The organism is Actinoalloteichus sp. GBA129-24 (assembly GCF_001941645.1).
Classification (GTDB): domain Bacteria; phylum Actinomycetota; class Actinomycetes; order Mycobacteriales; family Pseudonocardiaceae; genus Actinoalloteichus_A; species Actinoalloteichus_A fjordicus.
Window position 1 is genome coordinate 335,167 of record NZ_CP016077.1, and the last position, 17,686, is coordinate 352,852.

The window sequence follows — 17,686 nt, forward strand, 5'->3', positions numbered from 1 at the left end:
GTCGGGGCAGCCCGGCCAGTCGGGGCAGGTACGGCAGGATTCGGTGCGTACGGGACGACCTCCGCAGGCGCGTCCTGCCTCGACCCCCGGGGCCGCATCGGAGGCCGCGCCGAGCGCGAGCAGGCCGGAGGCTGCTCGACAGGCTCCCCTCCGCACGGGAGCGTCGACCGACGCGGCAGGCTCCAGTCGTCAGCCGGATCAGGCGGGTCGATCAGGACAGCCGGAGCGGATGTTCGGCAGTCTCGCCACGCCGGACGCGGCCGGTCCTCCCGGCACGCGGCCCGCCCCGCCCGGCGAGCAGCGGTCCGGACCGCGCAGGCCGCCGCCCGTGCCGCAGGCTGCTGCGCACCGTCCGCAGGACTACCAGCACCGTCCGCAGGACCATCAGCAGCGAGGGCCGGACGGTCCGCAGCGGCCTGCCGGGCCTGGGCCCGCCCCGACCGCACCGCCACAGCGTCCGCCGCCGCATCGGGGACCCGCACCCCGGCTCGGCCCGCCGCCTCAGGCACGGCCGCCGCAGCGGGGGAACGCGGGACAGACCAGCATGGCAGGCACCCTCGGCGTCGAGAGCGCCGTGCCGCGAGACCAGCCTGCCGACGCAGCGGGCCAGGCCACCACCGTGGCGCTGCGCAAGCCGGGAACCGAGCTGCCGGGGGAGTCCTCGCCTCGTTCGCACGGCACTCGGTTCGAGCCTGCCGAGGAGCCTGCCGTCCGGCCTGAGCCGGACGACTCCGCGCAGCACGACCTCGGCGGCCCTCCGACGAGTGTTCCCGGCGGCTCGCCCCCAGTTGACTCCCCGCCTGCGGGGCCGGAGAACGAGGACGAGCCCCCACGGCGACGCCGTGGTCTGCTCGTCGGCGCGCTGGTGGCCACCGCCGTGGTGGCGCTGGCGGTGACCTCGGTCTTCACCGTCGATCCCGTCGGCCGGATCTTCGGCCTCGGTGGACCCGCGGTCCTGCCCACCTCGCCCGCACCCGCCCCGATCACCCCACAGCTCGTGCTGCACGGGGTGGACCCGGCGGCCGCAGGACCCACCGAGGAGGGCCTCTCCGCAGCGCTCGCTCCGGTGGTCGGTGCGGCCGGGGTCGGGACGCTGCACGGTGTCGTGGTCGACCCGGCCTCCGGCCAGTCCCTGTGGTCCGCCTCGCCCACGGAGCCTGCCGTCCCCGCGTCGACCACGAAGATCCTCACCTCGGCGGCGGTCCTGCTGGCGTTGCCCGCCGACCACACCTTCGACACGACCGTCGTCGCGGGTGCCGAGCCGGGGACGGTGATCCTCGTCGGCGGCGGCGACTTCGCACTGACCGCGACGCCGGAGGGCACCACCACGCTCTACTCTCCGGAGCCCGCTCGCATCGCCGACCTGGCGGCTCAGGTGCTGGAGAACTCCGGCGGGGAGCCGATCACCGAGGTGCTGGTGGACGTCAGCCGATACTCCGGTCCGGCCCGAGCCACCGGCTGGGACGACTCGGACGCGCCGTCGACCTACGGCGGCTTCGTCGAGCCGCTAATGCTGGACGGCGGCCGGTCCGATCCGCTGGTCGAGCCGTCCGTGCGGCTCAGCACGCCTGCCAGTGCCGCAGGCCAGGCGCTGGCCGACGAGCTGGGTGGGGCGACCGTCTCGGTGGCCGAGGAGCCCGCCGCAGCCGAGGCCGCCGTGCTGGGGGAGGTCCAGTCCCCGCCGCTGGTCGACCTCGTGGAGGCCATGATGTTGGTGTCGGACAACGTCGCGGCCGAGATGCTGGCCAGGGAACTCGCCCTGCACGAGGGCGAGGAGCCCACGTACGAGGGTGCGGCGGCGGCCATCACCACGGTCCTCGGCGAGAACGGCTTCGACGTCTCCCAGCTCTCCCTGTTCGACGCCAGCGGTCTCAGCCGAGACAACCTGATCACTCCGAACCTGCTCGGCGACATCCTCTCCGTCACTGTTCATCCGATCGACGAGTCGGACCAGGCCAGGTCTGCTGCCCTGCGCCCGATGCTGACCGGCCTGCCGGTCGCTGGCGCCAGCGGCACCCTCGCCGATCGCTATCAGACCGGGTCGGCGGCGGGCCGAGGCTGGGTGCAGGCCAAGACGGGCACGCTGAGCAGCGTGAACACCCTGGCCGGAGTGGTGACAGATCAAGAGGGAAAGCTACTGGTCTTCGCCCTGCTCTCCAGCGGGACGAGCGTGCTGGAGGGTCGCCCGGCACTCGACGCGGTCGCCACGGCGCTGCGTGAGTGCGGATGTCGATGAGTGCGATCGTTCGGTAGCGTCGGCACCGTGAAGGCCGAGTCGATGGTGCGGGAGCTGGAAGCAGGGATCGACCGGGTTCCGGTCGCGTGGGGCGTGGCGGCGTCGACCGCTCAGCGTCTGATGCGACCGGGGCCGGTGCTGCCGCTGCCCGAGGCCGAGGCCACGGTGGCCAGACTGCGCGATTTCAGCGTCAGCGCCGAGGCGCACGTCCGGGACGTCACCGGTCTCGGTGCCGGACTGCCGCTGCGCAGCGGCGAGGTCGTCGACCGGCCGGGCTGGGCCCAGGCCGCCGTGGTCGGTCTCGCCGCGCTCATGGACGACGCGATGCCGGCGGACGACTCGGCCGGGGTGCTCGCGGGCGTCGCAGCAGGCACGGCGGGCGTGCAGACCGGCATGGTGCTGGCCTACCTCGGCAGCAGGGTGCTCGGGCAGTACGACCCGTTCGGCGGTGCGGACGGGACCGGCAGGCTGCTGCTGGTGGCCCCGAACGTCGTGGCCGCCCGGCAGGCGCTCAACGTCTCCGCCGAGGACTTCGAGATGTGGGTCTGCCTGCACGAGGCGACGCATCGCCTGCAGTTCACCTCGGTGCCCTGGCTGCGTACGCACTTCGCCGCCGAGGTGGGCGGACTGCTCGGTTCGATGGACGACACCGTCTCGCAGGTCGTGACCCGACTGCCCGAGTTGATCCGATCGGCCCGGCGCCGAGGAGCCGACGGCGAACCCGTGACGCTGATGGAGCTTCTGCAGTCTCCCGACCAGCGCGTTCGCCTGGACCGGCTGATCGCCCTCTCCACCCTGCTGGAGGGCCACGCCGATCACGTCATGGACGCCGCCGGACCGGCGGTCGTGCCGTCGGTGGCCAAGATCCGAACGAGGTTCACGGCCCGGCGCCGGGGCGGCGGACTGCTCGACCGGGTGCTGCGCGTCGCGCTCGGCGTGGACGCGAAGGTCCGGCAGTATGCCGACGGCGCCCAGTTCACCCGGCACGTCGTTGACGAGGTCGGCATGGCGGGCTTCAACGAGGTGTGGCGCTCACCGGAGACGCTGCCGAGCCGGGCCGAGATCAGCGAGCCGAGGACCTGGCTGGACCGGGTGCACGGCTGACGCCGAGCCGTCCGTGCGCGCGATACGGCCGTCGAGCGGATACCGGCGAGGGCGGACTCGCGGGCCGACGTCGTCGACGGTCGGGCCGGTCGGGCCACTGATCGCCCCGGTCCTGTCGACGCGTCCGCCCCGGCCATTCCGACCGCCGATCAGGTCGTTCCTCGGGTCGTGCCGCTCTGGGTGACGCCGGTCGGTGCGGGCGCGGCCGCATCGTCGGTGCCGACGCGGCGTCGTGCTCGATTCGACAGGGTCTCCTCCACGAGCGGCCGGAGCAGGCCGACGAAGTGCAGGAAGGCCTCCTCGGTGAACTCCAGATCGAGCCATGCGCTGTTGGACAGCGAGACGTAGACCTTGCCTGCCACTTCGCTGGTGCAGGTCTCCATGTCGAATCCCTCGGAGATCATGGCCCTGGCGGTCACGTAGGTCGGTTCGCGATCGGTCATGGCTGTTCTCCTCATGATCGTCGATTACGTCCTGCGAGCACCGCCTGTCACGGTGCTGCCAGGACGCCTTGTGGGGATATGTTGCCCACTTGGCAGCCTTAAGGCGAGATTCTCGCCTTAAGGTGGACCTGATCGAGTGAAGTCTTTCGCCAATGCGGAGGCTGTCGGGTTGGGTCGGTGCCGAATTCGTCTAGGCGGGGAGATCGGGCAGTGGGTATCGCGAAGACGACGGTGGAGCGGCGGCAACTAGGGCTGGCCGTCAAGCGGCTCCGCGAGGCGAGCGGCCTGACGCAGCTCGACCTGGCGAAGCTGGTCGGCAAGAGCGTCAACCGCATCAGTCAGGTCGAGACGGGGAAGGGGTCGCTCGCCATACCGGAACTCTCTCGACTGCTCGACGGCCTGAACGTCGATGCGACTGAACGTACGACGCTGCTGGATCTGGGCGCTCAGACACGGCGACGGCAACGTGGGCGGGCCTACACCGACCTGCTGCCAGGGTCCTTCGGGCGGATTTCGGATCTGGAAGCCGACGCCGAGGCAATCCATTCTTATGAAGTGGGGTTCATTCCCGGCCTGCTGCAATCGGCCCAGTATGTCCGTGCGGTGATCGAGAACTGCGACGGCGTCTGGTGGGAGTCGGCGCCTGCCGAGGTCGAACGTCGGGTCGAATTCCGGCTGGAGCAGCAGCGGCGTGTGCTGCACGCTACGAGTGAGAAGAAATTGAACTTCATCGTCACCGAGGACGCTCTCGCTCGGGAGGTCTCGAGCCCTGCGGTGCTTCCTGGGCAGCTGATTCACCTGTTGCACCTGTTGGAACAGCATCAAGGACTCGACATCAGGGTGCTGCCGGATCACTGTCCGGCGAATCCGGCATTCGGCGGCGGCATGATCGTGTTGGAGTTCACGGGCCTGGTGCCCACCATCGGCTTCACATCCACCGTGTACGGGCCGTGTACTTACTACGACGACTCGGCCGACACCTCGGCGATGAGCCGTGCGTTCGAGCGACTCGCGACGCTGGCGTATGACCGCGTGAAATCCAGAGAACTGATCATCGCGAACTTGAAGGAGCGGGGATGAGAGGCGCTGACACCGGCTGGTTCACCAGCACGCGCAGCTCGGGTGCGAGTAACAACTGCGTAGAGGTTCGTCGGCGGAGTGACCGGGTGTTAGTCCGGGACTCCAAGAATCGGTCTGGTGCGGTGTTCGCGTTCGGGCGAGGGGAGTGGGGTGCCTTCCTGTCTCGGTTGAAGCGAGGCTGAGGATGTGCACGGCCGATGTCCCGACCCGTCGCGACCGCAGGGATAGTCACCAGACATGACCGCAGGCACGCCCGAGCCGACCGACTCGCCGCAGGCTGCCGCCGTGGAGTCAGGCCCGGCCGCCGCGACGCCGGACCCGGCTGCCGCAGGCTCCGCCGGGCCGCCCCGGCCCGGCGCGGCGCTCGACGAGGTCCGGGCCGCCGTGCGCAGGCTGCTCGACCGGGCTCCCGAGCAGGCCCGGCTGGCAGGCGTGCTCGGCGTCGCCTGCTCCGGCGGGGCGGACTCGCTCGCGCTGGCGGGGGCGACGGTCCAGGCCGCCCGGCGGTTCGGCCTCGCCGTGCACGGGCTCGTGGTCGATCACCGGCTCCAGCCGGACTCGGCCTCGGTGGCCGCGACCGCGGCCGAGCAGCTCGCCGCCCTCGGCTGCGCGGAGGTCAGCGTGCTCGACGTCACAGTCTCCGGTGCGGGCGGGCCGGAGGCCGCCGCCCGGCGGGCGCGCTATGCGGCGCTGAGCGAGGCGCGCACCCACCCCGATCAACTCGTCCTGCTCGGTCATACCCGGGACGACCAGGCCGAGACGGTGCTCCTCGGGCTCGGGCGGGGCTCCGGCCCGCGCTCCATCGCAGGCATGCGCCCGCTGGACCCTCCGTGGGCCCGTCCGCTGCTGGACTGCGCCCGCGCGACCACCCTGGCCGCCTGCGCGGATCTGGGCGTCCGGCCCTGGGAGGACCCGCACAACACCGAGGCGCGGTTCACGCGGGTCCGGCTGCGCCACGAGGTGCTGCCCCTGCTGGAGGAGGTCCTTCATGGCGGAGTGGCAGGCGCGCTCGCCAGGACCGCCGAGCAGGTGCGGGACGACCTCGCCGCGCTGGACGACTGGGCCGAACGTGCGCTGACGCAGGCGCGTGACGAGTGTCACGTCGATTGGCTGACGGTCGACTCGCTGGATCCGCTGCCCGCCGCCGTCCGGACGAGGGTGCTCCGGTCCTGGCTCCGAGGTCTGGGTGTCCGCGACCTGTCCGCCGGGCAGCTGCGCGCGGTCGACGAGCTGGTCTCCCGGTGGCGCGGCCAGGGCGGTGTGTGGCTGCCCGGCGGGTTGGTGGCCGCGCGAGCGCATGGCAGGCTTGCCCTCCGGACGCCGGATCGACGTCACGGCGGCGATCGGCTTCCGCCTCCGGCCGAACCGCACGGCCCGAGTGCCGCACCGCTTGAGTAGAGAGGGGAAGCCGAGCCGTGTACGACGGCGACATCGCTTCCGTGCTGATCACCGAACAGCAGATCCAGGAGAAGGTCACCGAGCTGGCCGCCGAGTTGGCCGCCGAGTACCAGCGGGAGGACGGGTCCTCCGACCTCCTGCTGGTCGGCGTCCTCAAGGGCGCGGTGATGTTCATGACCGACCTGGCTCGCGCCCTGCCGATCCCCACCCAGCTCGAGTTCATGGCCGTCAGCTCCTACGGCTCCGGCACCTCGTCCTCCGGCGTCGTGCGCATCCTCAAGGACCTCGACCGCGACATCACCGGTCGGGACGTGCTCATCGTCGAGGACATCATCGACTCGGGCCTCACGCTGTCCTGGCTGTTGAAGAACCTCGCGTCCCGGTCGCCTCGGTCGTTGGAGGTGTGCACGCTGCTGCGCAAGCCGGACGCGGTCCAGGTGGACGTCCCCGTGCGCTTCGTCGGCTACGACATCCCCAACGAGTTCGTCGTCGGCTACGGCCTGGACTACGCCGAGCGCTACCGGGACCTGCCCTACGTGGGCACGCTGGAGCCTCGGGTCTACTCCGGCTGAGCGGTCTGCCGCCGGTGGTGGGCTCGGCACAGGCGTGTCGTGGCCGCCTGGCGGCTCGCCTTCGACGTCCCCCGGATGTGACGTGAAGCGCTCATCCGGTGGACGTCGGGAACTTCTCCGGCCGCCCTGCGTTGAGCCACCGTGAGTGAGCAGTGTTCGGGGGGTGTCGGCTCTGCCGGCCTCCCCACCGCTCGACGCAGTTGATGAGGCGCCGGGCGGTACGCTGGTCGGAACGGGGTCCCCGTCACGTCGGCGGGTTGCCCACCCCATGCGTCTGATGGAGGGTCGAGGCCGAAAGGCGGCCGTAGCCGAATGGACCGTAAGCGCCTGCTCCGTAATCCGCTGCTCTGGATCATGGCAGTCCTGCTGCTGTGGCTGGGGCTCAGCGCCCTGTTCGACGACACCCGTGGTTACGAGCAGGTGACGACGTCCACGGCTCTGGAACAGATCACCAGCGGCAATGTCCGCGAGGCCGTGCTGGAGGACCGTGAGCAGCAGCTCCGGTTGACGCTGGAGAACCCGCTCAACGGGAACACCCAGCTCATCAGCCAGTTCCCGGCCCAGGCCACCGATGACTTCACTCAGGCGCTCATCGACGCCGACATTCCCGATGACTGGGACACCACGGTCACCCAGGACTCGCTGCTCTTCCAGGTCCTGATCTACCTGATCCCGCTCGGCCTGCTCCTGCTGCTGCTCATGTGGATGATGAACAACTCCCAGGGCGGCGGCAACCGGGTCATGAACTTCGGCAAGTCCAAGGCCAAGCAGCTCAACAAGGACATGCCGCAGACCAGCTTCTCCGACGTGGCCGGTGCGCAGGAGGCCGTCGACGAGCTGTACGAGATCAAGGACTTCCTCCAGTCGCCGGGCCGATACCAGGCCCTCGGCGCGAAGATCCCCAAGGGCGTGCTGCTCTACGGCCCGCCCGGCACCGGAAAGACGCTGCTCGCCCGCGCCGTCGCAGGCGAGGCGGGCGTGCCGTTCTATTCCATCTCCGGTTCCGACTTCGTCGAGATGTTCGTCGGCGTCGGCGCCTCGCGAGTCCGTGACCTGTTCGAACAGGCCAAGCAGAACGCGCCCTGCATCATCTTCGTCGACGAGATCGACGCGGTGGGCAGGCAGCGCGGCGCGGGCCTCGGTGGCGGGCACGACGAGCGTGAGCAGACGCTGAATCAGCTGCTGGTCGAGATGGACGGTTTCGACTCGCGCGGCGGCATCATCCTGATCGCGGCCACCAACCGGCCGGACATCCTCGACCCGGCACTGCTGCGTCCCGGCCGGTTCGACCGACAGATCCCGGTCGCGGCGCCGGACATGGCGGGCCGAAAGGCGATCCTCCAGGTTCATTCGAAGGGCAAGCCCCTTGACTCCGACGTCGACCTGGTCTCGCTGGCCAAGCGGACGGTCGGGATGTCGGGCGCGGACCTGGCGAACGTGATCAACGAGGCCGCGCTGCTGACCGCCCGGCAGAACGGGCAGCTCATCAACGGGGCGTCGCTCGAGGAGTCGGTCGACCGCGTCATCGGCGGCCCCGCGCGTCGCAGCCGAGTCGTCTCCGAGAAGGAGAAGAAGCTCGTCGCGTACCACGAGGGCGGTCACGCGCTCGCGGCCTGGGCGATGCCCGACCTGGAGCCGGTCTACAAGCTGACGATCCTGCCCCGGGGCCGTACCGGCGGTCATGCCCTCGTCGTCCCGGAGGACGACAAGGAGCTGATGACCCGCTCGGAGATGATCGGCAGGCTGGTGTTCGCCCTCGGCGGACGCTCGGCCGAGGAGCTGGTCTTCCACGAGCCGACCACCGGCGCGTCCTCGGACATCGACCAGGCGACGAAGATCGCCAGGGCGATGGTCACCGAGTACGGCATGAGCGCCCGCCTCGGTGCGGTCAAGTACGGCAAGGACGAGGGCGACCCGTTCCTCGGTCGGTCGATGGGCAGCCAGCCCAACTACTCGCTGGAAGCCGCGCACGAGATCGACAAGGAGGTGCGCGCGCTCATCGAGGCCGCGCACACCGAGGCGTGGGAGATCCTGCGGACCTACCGGGACGTCTTGGACGACCTGGTGCGGGAGCTGCTCGACAAGGAGACCCTCCAGCGCCGTGACCTGGAGCGGATCTTCGCGGGCGTGGAGAAGCGGCCGAGGATCACCGCCTTCAACGACTTCGGCGGCCGGACGCCGTCCGACAAGCCGCCGATCAAGAGCCCTGCGGAGCTGGCGAAAGAGCGCGGCGAGCCGTGGCCGCCGCTGGTCGAGGAGGCGCCGACCCCGGTCGGCTCGGCCGCGGGTGGTGGCGACCTGCCCGGCGGTCCGCCCGGATCGCACCCGGAGGGCAGGCTGCCCGGCGACGGGCACTCCCCGCGTGAGGGACTGCCCCCGCACGACGCGGAGCCGCCTCGGGCCTACCCCGGCGAGCCGGAGCCGGACCCGGCCACTCGGCAGCACCCGGTTCCCTCGGGTGCGGGTGCGCAGGAGATGAACCACAACGGCAGCTCCAACAGCGTCGGTTCCGGCCCGCCGAACTACGGTGCACCGCCCGGATGGACGCCCGCGACCTCGCCGTCCGGCCCGCCGAGCTCATGGACGCCGTCCTGGGAGCGCCAGTCCGGACCCGCCTGGGAGCGTCGGGACGAGTCGGCCCCGAGCAGCGGTCCCGACGGAACGGAACGGATCAGCCGGGACGATCTCAACGCCAGGCCGCCCGCCGACGACGAGGACCGGGGAGACGGTGGTGGTCGCTGACCCCGCCGATGCGGAGGATGCGATGACCGACCTGATCAGCGAGTACGACACGGTCGGTCAGGCGTCCGACTCGTCAGCTCGGCCCGCGTTCGACCGGACGCGGGCCGAGGCGGCGGTCCGCGAACTGCTCCTGGCCTGTGGCGAGGACCCGGACCGCGAGGGGTTGCAGGAGACGCCCGCTCGGGTCGCCAGGGCATACCAGGAGATGTTCGCGGGCCTGTTCACCGATCCCGACGCGGTGCTGGACAAGACCTTCGACGAGGGGCACGACGAGCTGGTGCTCGTCACCGACATCCCCGTCTACAGCTACTGCGAGCACCACCTGCTGCCGTTCCACGGCTCCGCGCACGTCGGGTACATCCCGAACACGGAGGGCCGGGTCACCGGGCTGTCCAAGCTGGCGCGGGTGGTCGACCTGTACGCCAGGCGACCGCAGGTGCAGGAACGGCTCACCTCACAGGTGGCGGACGCGCTGGTGCGCAAGCTCAATCCCCGAGGCGTCATCGTGGTGATGGAGGCGGAGCATCTCTGCATGTCGATGCGCGGAGTGCGCAAGCCCGGCGCGCGGACGACGACCTCGGCCGTCCGGGGCCTGTTGCGCTCCTCGCCGTCCTCGCGTGCCGAGGCCCTCGATCTGATTCGGAGGCATTAGGCGTGCACCGGCTGCTGCCCGACCCCGGTCGCTGCACGGTGATGGGCGTGCTCAACGTGACCCCCGACTCGTTCTCCGACGGAGGCCGATACCTGGACCGGGACGAGGCGGTGGCGCACGGCATCACGATGTTCCACGCGGGCGCCGATCTGGTCGACGTCGGCGGCGAGTCCACTCGGCCCGGCGCCGATCGAGTGCCTGCCGACGTGGAACGAGATCGGGTGGTCCCCGTCATCGCGGAGCTGGTGGCGGCAGGGGTGCCGGTGAGCATCGACACGACCCGATCCGCCGTGGCAGAGGCCGCGGTGGCGGCGGGCGCGATCCTGGTGAACGACGTGTCGGGCGGTCTGGCGGACGATCGGATGGCCAAGGTGGTCGCCGACGCCGACGTGCCCTGGGTCCTGATGCACTGGCGTGGCCACAGCAGGCAGATGCAGGAACTGGCCGTCTACGACGACGTCGTGGTGGAGGTGCGCCGGGAGCTGTCCGCCAGAGTGGACGCTGCGGTGGCCGCCGGCGTCGCCGAGTCGGCACTGGTACTCGATCCCGGTCTTGGATTCGCCAAGACCGGCGTGCACAACTGGCAGCTCCTCGGGGGGCTGGGCGAGTTGCGCTCGCTGGGACTGCCGATCCTGATCGGTGCGTCTCGCAAGCGGTTCCTCGGCGCGGTGCTGGCCGACGACGCAGGCCGTCCTCGGCCCGCCGACGGCCGCGAGGTGGCAGGCGCGGTGATCTCGGGTCTGTCGGCGCGAGCCGGGGCCTGGGGCGTTCGGGTGCACGACGTGGTCAACTCCCTGGACGCGGTGAAGGTGGCCGCCGCGTGGACCGAGGGGAGCAGAGGATGACCGATCGGATCGTTCTGACGGGCCTGCGGGTTCGCGGCAGGCACGGTGTCTTCGAACATGAACGCCGGGACGGCCAGGAGTTCGTCGTGGACGTCACGGTGTGGATCGACACCGCCCGTGCCGCGCAGACCGACGACGTGATCGACACGGTGGACTACGGCCTGCTCGCTCGGCGGGTGGCCGAGATCGTCGGCGGCGAGCCGAGGAACCTGATCGAGACGGTCGCCACCGAGGCCGCCGACTCCGTTCTCGCCGATGCGCGTGTGCACGCCGTCGAGGTGACGGTGCACAAGCCGGAGGCGCCGATCCCGCTGGACTTCGCCGACGTCGCGGTGACCGTGCGTCGGTCGCGGCGGGCGGGCCGGGGGCGGGCGGACTGATGAGCCGCGCGGTGCTCTCGCTCGGCTCCAATCTGGGCGACCGCCTGGCCATGCTGCGGCTCGCGGTGACGGGTTTCGGCGCCTCCGTGCAGGCGGTGTCGCCGGTCTACGAGACCGCGCCGTGGGGTGTGCTGGACCAGCCCGACTTCCTCAACGCGGTGCTGATCGTCGAGGATGCCGACGTCGACGCCTGGGGCTGGTTGCGCCGGGGGCAGGCGCTGGAGTCCGAGGCGGGACGGGTTCGGGAAATCCGGTGGGGGCCCCGCACGCTGGACGTCGACGTGGTGACCGTCGACGGGGTCCGTTCCGAGGACCCCGAGCTGCTGCTGCCGCATCCCGGCACGGCGGACCGGGCGAGCGTTCTGGTGCCGTGGCATGACCTGGAGCCTGCGGCGGTGCTGCCGGGACGGGGGCCGATCACGGCGCTGCTGACGAAGCTGGACACCTCCGGGGTGCGTCGCGTCGAGGCGGGGCTGCCCGGTGCGTCGGAAGTGCTGTGAGCCCGAGGAGCGGACGGCGATGCGAAGGGGGCGCGGATGAAGTTCACCCGGATGCGTGATCTCGCGGCGACCACGATCATCGTGGGGCTGCTGATCAACCTGATCGTGCAGGTCTCGTACGGGTCTTGGCCGCCCCTGCCGCTGTTGGCGGGCAGCCCGCTGCTGGTGCTCGCCGCCGTCGAGACGGCGTTCGGCTTCTCGCTGCGGGCGCGGATCGGGCGCCGCCGGGACGCCCCGCCGGTGGACGCTCTGCTGGCGGCGCGTGCGGTGGCCCTGGCCAAGGCGACCTCGGTGGCGGGCGCGGCCGTGCTGGGCGCCTGGTTGGGCGTCGTGGGGTATCTCGTACCACGGGTGGGCTTCGTGGTCGCCGCAGGCGCCGACATGCAGGCGGCGATGGTGGGTGCGGTCTCGGCTGCGGCGGCGGTCGGGGCGGGTCTGTGGCTCGAGTACTGCTGTCGGACGCCCCAGGACTCCGACGACGATCCAAGGGACGACTGGGGAGACGACCGGAAGAACGGCTAGCGTCGGCATCTCCCGCTGGTCGGGCCCGCCGCCTGCCTGCCTTCGTACTGCCGTGCGCCGCGTCGTCCCACGCCGACGTCGTGGTGCCGCAGGGGGACGTCGTGGTGCCGCAGGGGGACGGCTGCTCGCTCGTGGTGGTCGGCGGCCTCGGTTCTCTCGAGTCTCTCGAGCCTGGCTGTGCGGTCGACCGTGGGCCGCCGAGGCCTGCGATCCGAGGGATCGACGGTGAGCGTCGAAGGCGATGAGCATCGGGATCGTCGTCGGGTCGAGGCGCCTCGTCGGCGCCATCCACATCGGACTCTGCGGTCACCGACCGCGCCACGCCTGCGTTCCGCGCTGGTGGGGTGGGGTGGTGACGATGAGCCCTGGCGAGGAGGTCTCGCTCAGATAACCGACGGGTACCGTATGGGCCATGGTCGGCTTGTCGGATACGGATGGCGAGCGCCGTCGCATCGGCCGAGGAACCATGATCTGGGCGCTCGGAGCGGGTCTCGCGCTCATCGCCACGGTGGTCCTGATCCTCGGCGACGACGAGCGCCTGCTGCGACTCGGTCTGCTGGCCGCACTGTGGACCGCCCTGCTGGGTGCCTTCGCCGCCGCCCGCTATCGCAAGGACGCCAACGCCCGCACGGGCGAGGCCGATCGGCTTCAGCAGATCTACGAGCTCGAACTGGAACGGGAGATCTCCGCACGCCGCGAGTACGAACTCGAGGTGGAGGCGGAGACCCGCCGTCAGGTCGAGGACGAGGTACGGGACGAGTCCAGGCAGGAACTCGACGCCCTGCGCACCGAACTTCGTACCCTGCGCGAGAACCTGGAGGCCCTGCTCGGCGGTGACGTACTCGTCGAACGCGTCGCGCTGCGCGCGGAGTCGACGCGGCTGCGGTCGTTGTCGGATCAGTCGCGGGTCATCGCCGCCCACGACGAGGAGATCCGCAGCATCACCACCTCCAGTTCGTCCTCGGTCGTCTCGGCGGAGGAGACGCAGATCATCGACGCGCTGGTGACCGTGGACGGCTCCGTCGCGGAGATCAGATCCGGGGACGGCCGTGGCGCCGGGCAGGCCGCGCGCGGCAGGCCGGGCCGCGCCGAACGCGCGCATCCCGTCGAACAGTGGCGAGCGGGCGCCGGTGCACCGCATCGGGAGGACTCCGGACGTCAGGCCACCCGGCGTCCGTCGCAGCGGACACCGGCGCAGGTACCGCCCCAGCCGAGGTCGAACCCGCCCCGACCCCCCGAGGTGTCGGAGGAGCCGAATTCCCGCCCGACGAGGATGACCATCGACGCCGAGCCCGTCGCGCCGCCCAGGCCCGAACGCCGAGATCCGCCGCCCGCACCGGCAAGGAAGCCCCCGGCGCCGGCTCCGGGGCGAGACGCACCGTCGCGTTCTCAGCCGCCGCCGGCCGCCCGGCGCGGCCCGCAGCCGCCACCGCCGCCGCCGCGGGAAGCGTCCGGTCGGCCCGCCGCGCGGGGCGGCCCCGCGAAGCGGCCCGCCCGCGAGGAGCCGACTCGCCAGATCAGCAGGCCGCCCCGCCGTACGTCCGGCCCGCCGCCGGTCCCGGCGCCGCCGCCCGAGGTACTGGACGAGGAGAGCGCCCTCACCGAGGTCGGCGGCTGGCAGCCCGAACCCGAGGTGGAGGTGGAGCCTGCCCCCACCGGTCGTCGGGCGGCTCGCAGCAGGCGGGCAGCTCCCGATGCCGATGACGACGCAGGCGCCCACGCCTCCGGTCGATCGGTGAGCGAGCTGTTGGCGGCGTACGGCGAGGAACAGCCGCGTCGACATCGGCGCCGCGCCGACTAGGGACCACGTCGCGCCGCGGTCGACGCAGACCGTGCACTGCTCTGTCGCGACGACTCTGCCGTCGGGCGCCACCTCGGCCACCGCCGACCGGTCGGAACACGTCACACCGGCAGCGTCGTCGCTGCGCTGGTGCGGCTGCACTGGGGCAGCCGCGACTGTCGTGCCCGGTCATCGGGGAGTAGTCCTTCGCCGGTCGTCCGGCGCGCGGGTCTAGCTGCCTGCTCGTGCCTCTCCGTCGAGTCCCTCCTCAGCTCTGTGGCGGGGCTGTGCCGATGGCGAGGGCTGATCGGTGCGGCGCTGCGCCTGCGTCGGCCGGGGCAGGCCGATGACCGGCCTGCGGCGGTCCGCCTGCCTGGAGGGCTGGTGCTGCTCGTCATGACGTGCGTCGCGCTGCCGGGGTGGTGCCGGGACAACAGGCGGCCCCGGTGGGATGGCTGCGTGCGGGTCCGGTGGTGATCCTCGGGGGAGCCGCCGAGCACCCCGCTGATGCCTGACGAGCGTCCTGCGCCCGCCCGGCAGTGAGATTCCTGGACTGAAGATCCGCCGCCTCGGCTGCGGTGCGCGCTGCCGGTCGACGCCGGACTCGGGCCGATGCCGGGCCGTCGACGTGCCCGGCCTCCACCGCCAAGTCGGTGACGAGTCCCGGCTCCTCGCGGCCACGGTCGGTGGTCGTCACGGCCGATCGGGCTGTTTCGCTCGGCGATCGGTGGTGATCGCCGCCGAGGCGTCGGACCCGCTCGATACTGGAGAGCGGGCCGCGCTCGGCACGGCGGTCCGTCCGTACCGGTGCCGGGCGACGTCGCCCGAGGCGTCACGGGGAGGGCCGATGTCGGAACCGGGCTCGATCGCCGCCTGCTCGCCATCGTCGGAGGTGACCGGGTCGCCACCGGGGGCCGATGCGGGCGGCCTGCCACCTCGGGCAGGCGCGGACTCACCGCCCCCCGACAGGGCGAACGGTCCGGCCCATGCGGCGGTGGTCGGGCGGCGGTCGCAGACCGCGCGGGAGACGGCATCGGCTGGTGACCTGGCAGCTTGCCCGCCTGCTCGGGCCGGAGTCGCCGTTCCGCAGACTCGTACCGGGCATGACGCGCGGCAGTGCCGGTCGCACCCCGGCCAGTCGCCGCCCCACAAGACCCACGCAGGCAAGACCCACTCCGGTGGGGCGGCGCCGCGAAGCGGTCGGACCGGCGGGGTGGAGTCCGGTCTGCACGGCGGGCCGCGCAGACCGGACCCGCTCCCGAGAACCGACGGACTCCGGAGCACCGGAGGCGAGTCCGGCGTGGTCAGGCTCGGCAGACCCCGGCCCGGCGATCTCCGATCCGACGGCGGGCAGCCAGGACCGGCGATGCCCGTTCGGCCGCGCGTGGTGCGCCTCACCGCCCTCACGCTCGCCGGGCTCGCCGCGGCTGTGCTGGCCGCCACCATCGTGGTCTGGTGCTGGTTATGGCTTGACGAGGCCGTCGCCTCGCTGCCTGAAGTGCTGTTTTTCGGTCTCCTGGCCGTCGTGCCTGCATCGGGTGGCGCGCTGCTGGGGACGGCGGCAGGCGCCGTCTGGCGAGGCCGTCGCTGGGGACTGAGCCTGTCGGCGGGGGTGTGCGTGCTGGTGGTGATCGGCGCGATCTTCCTGTCCGCCGACTTCGTGTACCGCTCGATCGTCGGGTTGACGGTCGACGCGGCCTCCTGGTGGCTGCTGGCCGTCCTCCTCGCAGTGATCGTCTTCGCCGTCGCAGCCGCCGTCCTGCTTCGGCGACTCCGACACACGCTGTTCGTGGTCGAGACGGAGCGTCGCGGTCGGCCGACAGGGGCGAACCGCTGATCCCGGCGAACTCCACTCGTCCGGTTGTCACCCGCTTCTCGAACCGCACGAGTAAGTCGTTCGGCTCCTACAGTTACCAGCTGTGACCTGCGAATCCTCGTCTACGTCACAGCGGCTGACGCGCTCGCAGTGCGGCAGGCGTCGAATCCTCGTCTGGCCGGTGACCGGCCTGGCGCTGCTGGGTCTGTGCGGCCTGGTGCTGCTCGGCGTGACGCATGCCCGCGTGGGCGCGGTGGCGATGCTGGTGGGCGCGGCCGCCGCCCTGCTGCCGGTCGGCCCGGTGATCGCGACCATCCTCTGGGTGGATCGCTGGGAGCCGGAGCCGCCGAGGCTGCTCCGCACGGCGTTCCTCTGGGGTGCCTGCGGAGCGACCATCACCGCGTTGCTGATCAACGACACCGCGCAGGTGGTCGGCGAGGCACTGCTGGGCGCGGGCGGCGGCAACGTCGCCGCGGCCCTGGTCTCGGCCCCGTTGTTCGAGGAGGCGGCCAAGGGACTGTTCGTGCTCGGCGTCTTCCTCCGCCGCCGACAGGAGTTCGACGGGATCGTGGACGGCATCGTCTACGCCGGGATGACCGGAGTCGGCTTCGCCTTCACCGAGAACATCACCTACTTCGGGCTGGCCTTCGTCCAAGGCGGTTTCGGCGACGCGACCAGCGGAGTCATCGCGGTGTTCCTGCTGCGCGGCGTCCTCTCGCCGTTCACCCACCCGCTGTTCGGCGCCATGTTCGGCATCGGCCTCGGCATCGCCGCGATCACGACGCGCAGGCGGCTGCGTGCGGCGGCTCCGCTGATCGGCTATCTGGTCGGGGTCCTGCTGCACGCCCTCTGGAACGGCGCGGCGGTGCTGGGCGGCGGCCGGGTGTTCCTCGACGTCTACTTCCTGGTGATGGTGCCGATCTTTTTGTCCACCATCGCCCTGGTGCTGTGGCAGCGTCGTCGGGAGCAGCGGATCGTGGTCGCCCAGCTTCCCGGGTTCGCCGCCGAAGGCTGGATCGCCGCCAGCGAGATCGGCCTGCTCGCCAGCCTGACCGGTCGAAAGGGGTGGCGGGCGGCCGTCCGTCGTCGCTCCGGGGAGGCGGCGGCCAAGGCCGTGGCCGACTATCAGGCGGCCGTCACGGAACTGGCCTTCCTCCGAGACCAGAGGGCCAGGGGACGGCCGGTGCAGGCGCCTGCCGCCCGACTCGGGCATGCCGTCGACCACCTCCTGCGCACCAGGGAGGCCGCGCGTCGATCCCCCGAGGCGCTGGACGTCGCCGCTCGGGACGCCGCGGGCATCCGCAGACTGGCCAGGCCACGTCGCCGTGTCGAGTACGCCGTCACCCGGCCGATCGGGGATGCCGCCAGGCAGCACGCCGCATCCGCCGCCTCGACACCTCGGATGACCGATGCGCCCCGTGTCCCGGTGCGACCCGTCGAGGCGACGTGGCCGGGGGGCACCGGCCCCGGGGCGCCGTCTGTGCCGCGCTCCATACCGCCGCAGCCGGCACCGCAGCGAAGCGGAGTATCGGTACCGCAGCGAAGCGGAGCGTCGGCACCGCAGCGAAGCGGAGCGTCGGCACCGCAGCGAAGCGGAGCGTCGATACCGGAGCGAA

15 protein-coding genes and 1 pseudogene are annotated in these 17,686 nt (G+C 71.7%); 15 read left to right on the forward strand and 1 reads right to left on the reverse strand.

What is annotated here, in order from left to right; all coding sequences use genetic code 11:
- The first annotated feature begins 229 nt into the window (after positions 1-229).
- Positions 230-2,236, forward strand: a complete 2,007-nt coding sequence (gene dacB, locus UA75_RS01485) for a D-alanyl-D-alanine carboxypeptidase/D-alanyl-D-alanine-endopeptidase (protein ID WP_083690606.1) — start codon at positions 230-232, stop codon at positions 2,234-2,236.
- Positions 2,237-2,278: 42 nt separating this feature from the next.
- Entirely contained in the window at positions 2,279-3,340 is a 1,062-nt protein-coding gene (locus UA75_RS01490; RefSeq protein WP_075743289.1) for a zinc-dependent metalloprotease, read from the forward strand.
- A 149-nt stretch (positions 3,341-3,489) separates the two neighbouring features.
- Here the strand turns inward: UA75_RS01490 and UA75_RS01495 are convergent, their stop codons facing one another.
- Complete coding sequence (locus UA75_RS01495; RefSeq protein WP_075738209.1) at positions 3,490-3,783, reverse strand: hypothetical protein; 294 nt, start codon at positions 3,781-3,783, stop codon at positions 3,490-3,492.
- A 210-nt stretch (positions 3,784-3,993) separates the two neighbouring features.
- On the opposite strand from UA75_RS01495, the gene UA75_RS01500 reads away from it, so the two are divergent.
- From UA75_RS01500 to UA75_RS34285, 13 genes and pseudogenes are all read left to right on the forward strand, one after another.
- Positions 3,994-4,863 (forward strand): helix-turn-helix domain-containing protein, encoded by an 870-nt coding sequence (locus UA75_RS01500; RefSeq protein WP_075738211.1) that lies wholly within the window; start codon positions 3,994-3,996, stop codon positions 4,861-4,863.
- Positions 4,860-5,045, forward strand: a complete 186-nt coding sequence (locus UA75_RS01505; RefSeq protein WP_075738213.1) for a DUF397 domain-containing protein — start codon at positions 4,860-4,862, stop codon at positions 5,043-5,045. The genes UA75_RS01500 and UA75_RS01505 overlap by 4 nt, the downstream gene beginning before the upstream one ends.
- A 55-nt stretch (positions 5,046-5,100) precedes the next feature.
- Complete coding sequence (gene tilS, locus UA75_RS01510; RefSeq protein ID WP_083682848.1) at positions 5,101-6,261, forward strand: tRNA lysidine(34) synthetase TilS; 1,161 nt, start codon at positions 5,101-5,103, stop codon at positions 6,259-6,261.
- 17 nt (positions 6,262-6,278) lie between these two features.
- Complete coding sequence (hpt, locus tag UA75_RS01515) at positions 6,279-6,833, forward strand: hypoxanthine phosphoribosyltransferase (RefSeq protein ID WP_075738215.1); 555 nt, start codon at positions 6,279-6,281, stop codon at positions 6,831-6,833.
- A gap of 312 nt (positions 6,834-7,145) precedes the next feature.
- The gene (gene ftsH, locus UA75_RS01520; RefSeq protein WP_075738217.1) at positions 7,146-9,575 is read left to right on the forward strand and encodes an ATP-dependent zinc metalloprotease FtsH; all 2,430 of its coding nucleotides are present in this window, start codon (positions 7,146-7,148) and stop codon (positions 9,573-9,575) included.
- 22 nt (positions 9,576-9,597) lie between these two features.
- A complete protein-coding gene (folE, locus tag UA75_RS01525) occupies positions 9,598-10,227 on the forward strand; it encodes a GTP cyclohydrolase I FolE (protein WP_075743291.1) in 630 nt (209 codons plus the stop codon).
- 41 nt (positions 10,228-10,268) lie between these two features.
- On the forward strand, positions 10,269-11,072 hold the full coding sequence (gene folP, locus UA75_RS01530; protein WP_075743292.1) for a dihydropteroate synthase: 804 nt from the start codon (positions 10,269-10,271) through the stop codon (positions 11,070-11,072).
- Positions 11,069-11,452, forward strand: coding sequence for a dihydroneopterin aldolase (folB, locus tag UA75_RS01535; RefSeq protein WP_075738219.1), 384 nt, complete (start codon positions 11,069-11,071; stop codon positions 11,450-11,452). The genes folP and folB overlap by 4 nt, the downstream gene beginning before the upstream one ends.
- Positions 11,452-11,952, forward strand: a complete 501-nt coding sequence (folK, locus tag UA75_RS01540) for a 2-amino-4-hydroxy-6-hydroxymethyldihydropteridine diphosphokinase (protein WP_075738221.1) — start codon at positions 11,452-11,454, stop codon at positions 11,950-11,952. Before folB ends, folK begins: the two co-directional genes overlap by 1 nt.
- 36 nt (positions 11,953-11,988) lie before the next feature.
- Entirely contained in the window at positions 11,989-12,474 is a 486-nt protein-coding gene (locus UA75_RS01545; RefSeq protein ID WP_075738223.1) for a DUF3180 domain-containing protein, read from the forward strand.
- Positions 12,475-12,886: 412 nt separating this feature from the next.
- Positions 12,887-14,275, forward strand: coding sequence for a DUF6779 domain-containing protein (locus tag UA75_RS34865; protein WP_075738225.1), 1,389 nt, complete (start codon positions 12,887-12,889; stop codon positions 14,273-14,275).
- 1,345 nt (positions 14,276-15,620) lie between these two features.
- Positions 15,621-16,091, forward strand: coding sequence for a hypothetical protein (locus UA75_RS01555; RefSeq protein ID WP_157433935.1), 471 nt, complete (start codon positions 15,621-15,623; stop codon positions 16,089-16,091).
- Positions 16,092-16,206: 115 nt separating this feature from the next.
- Positions 16,207-17,355: pseudogene (locus UA75_RS34285) on the forward strand (PrsW family intramembrane metalloprotease); the annotation flags it as partial.
- Positions 17,356-17,686: the final 331 nt, after the last annotated feature.

Coding starts and splice junctions, on each gene's coding strand:
- tilS (WP_083682848.1), top strand. CDS start 5,101: ATGACCGCAGGCACGCCCGAGCCGACCGACTCGCCGCAGGCTGCCGCC.
- folE (WP_075743291.1), top strand. CDS start 9,598: ATGACCGACCTGATCAGCGAGTACGACACGGTCGGTCAGGCGTCCGAC.
- UA75_RS34865 (WP_075738225.1), top strand. CDS start 12,887: ATGGTCGGCTTGTCGGATACGGATGGCGAGCGCCGTCGCATCGGCCGA.
- folP (WP_075743292.1), top strand. CDS start 10,269: ATGGGCGTGCTCAACGTGACCCCCGACTCGTTCTCCGACGGAGGCCGA.
- folK (WP_075738221.1), top strand. CDS start 11,452: ATGAGCCGCGCGGTGCTCTCGCTCGGCTCCAATCTGGGCGACCGCCTG.
- folB (WP_075738219.1), top strand. CDS start 11,069: ATGACCGATCGGATCGTTCTGACGGGCCTGCGGGTTCGCGGCAGGCAC.
- dacB (WP_083690606.1), top strand. CDS start 230: ATGTTCGGCAGTCTCGCCACGCCGGACGCGGCCGGTCCTCCCGGCACG.
- UA75_RS01555 (WP_157433935.1), top strand. CDS start 15,621: ATGCCCGTTCGGCCGCGCGTGGTGCGCCTCACCGCCCTCACGCTCGCC.
- UA75_RS01490 (WP_075743289.1), top strand. CDS start 2,279: ATGGTGCGGGAGCTGGAAGCAGGGATCGACCGGGTTCCGGTCGCGTGG.
- ftsH (WP_075738217.1), top strand. CDS start 7,146: ATGGACCGTAAGCGCCTGCTCCGTAATCCGCTGCTCTGGATCATGGCA.
- UA75_RS01545 (WP_075738223.1), top strand. CDS start 11,989: ATGAAGTTCACCCGGATGCGTGATCTCGCGGCGACCACGATCATCGTG.
- UA75_RS01495 (WP_075738209.1), bottom strand. CDS start 3,783: ATGACCGATCGCGAACCGACCTACGTGACCGCCAGGGCCATGATCTCC.
- UA75_RS01505 (WP_075738213.1), top strand. CDS start 4,860: ATGAGAGGCGCTGACACCGGCTGGTTCACCAGCACGCGCAGCTCGGGT.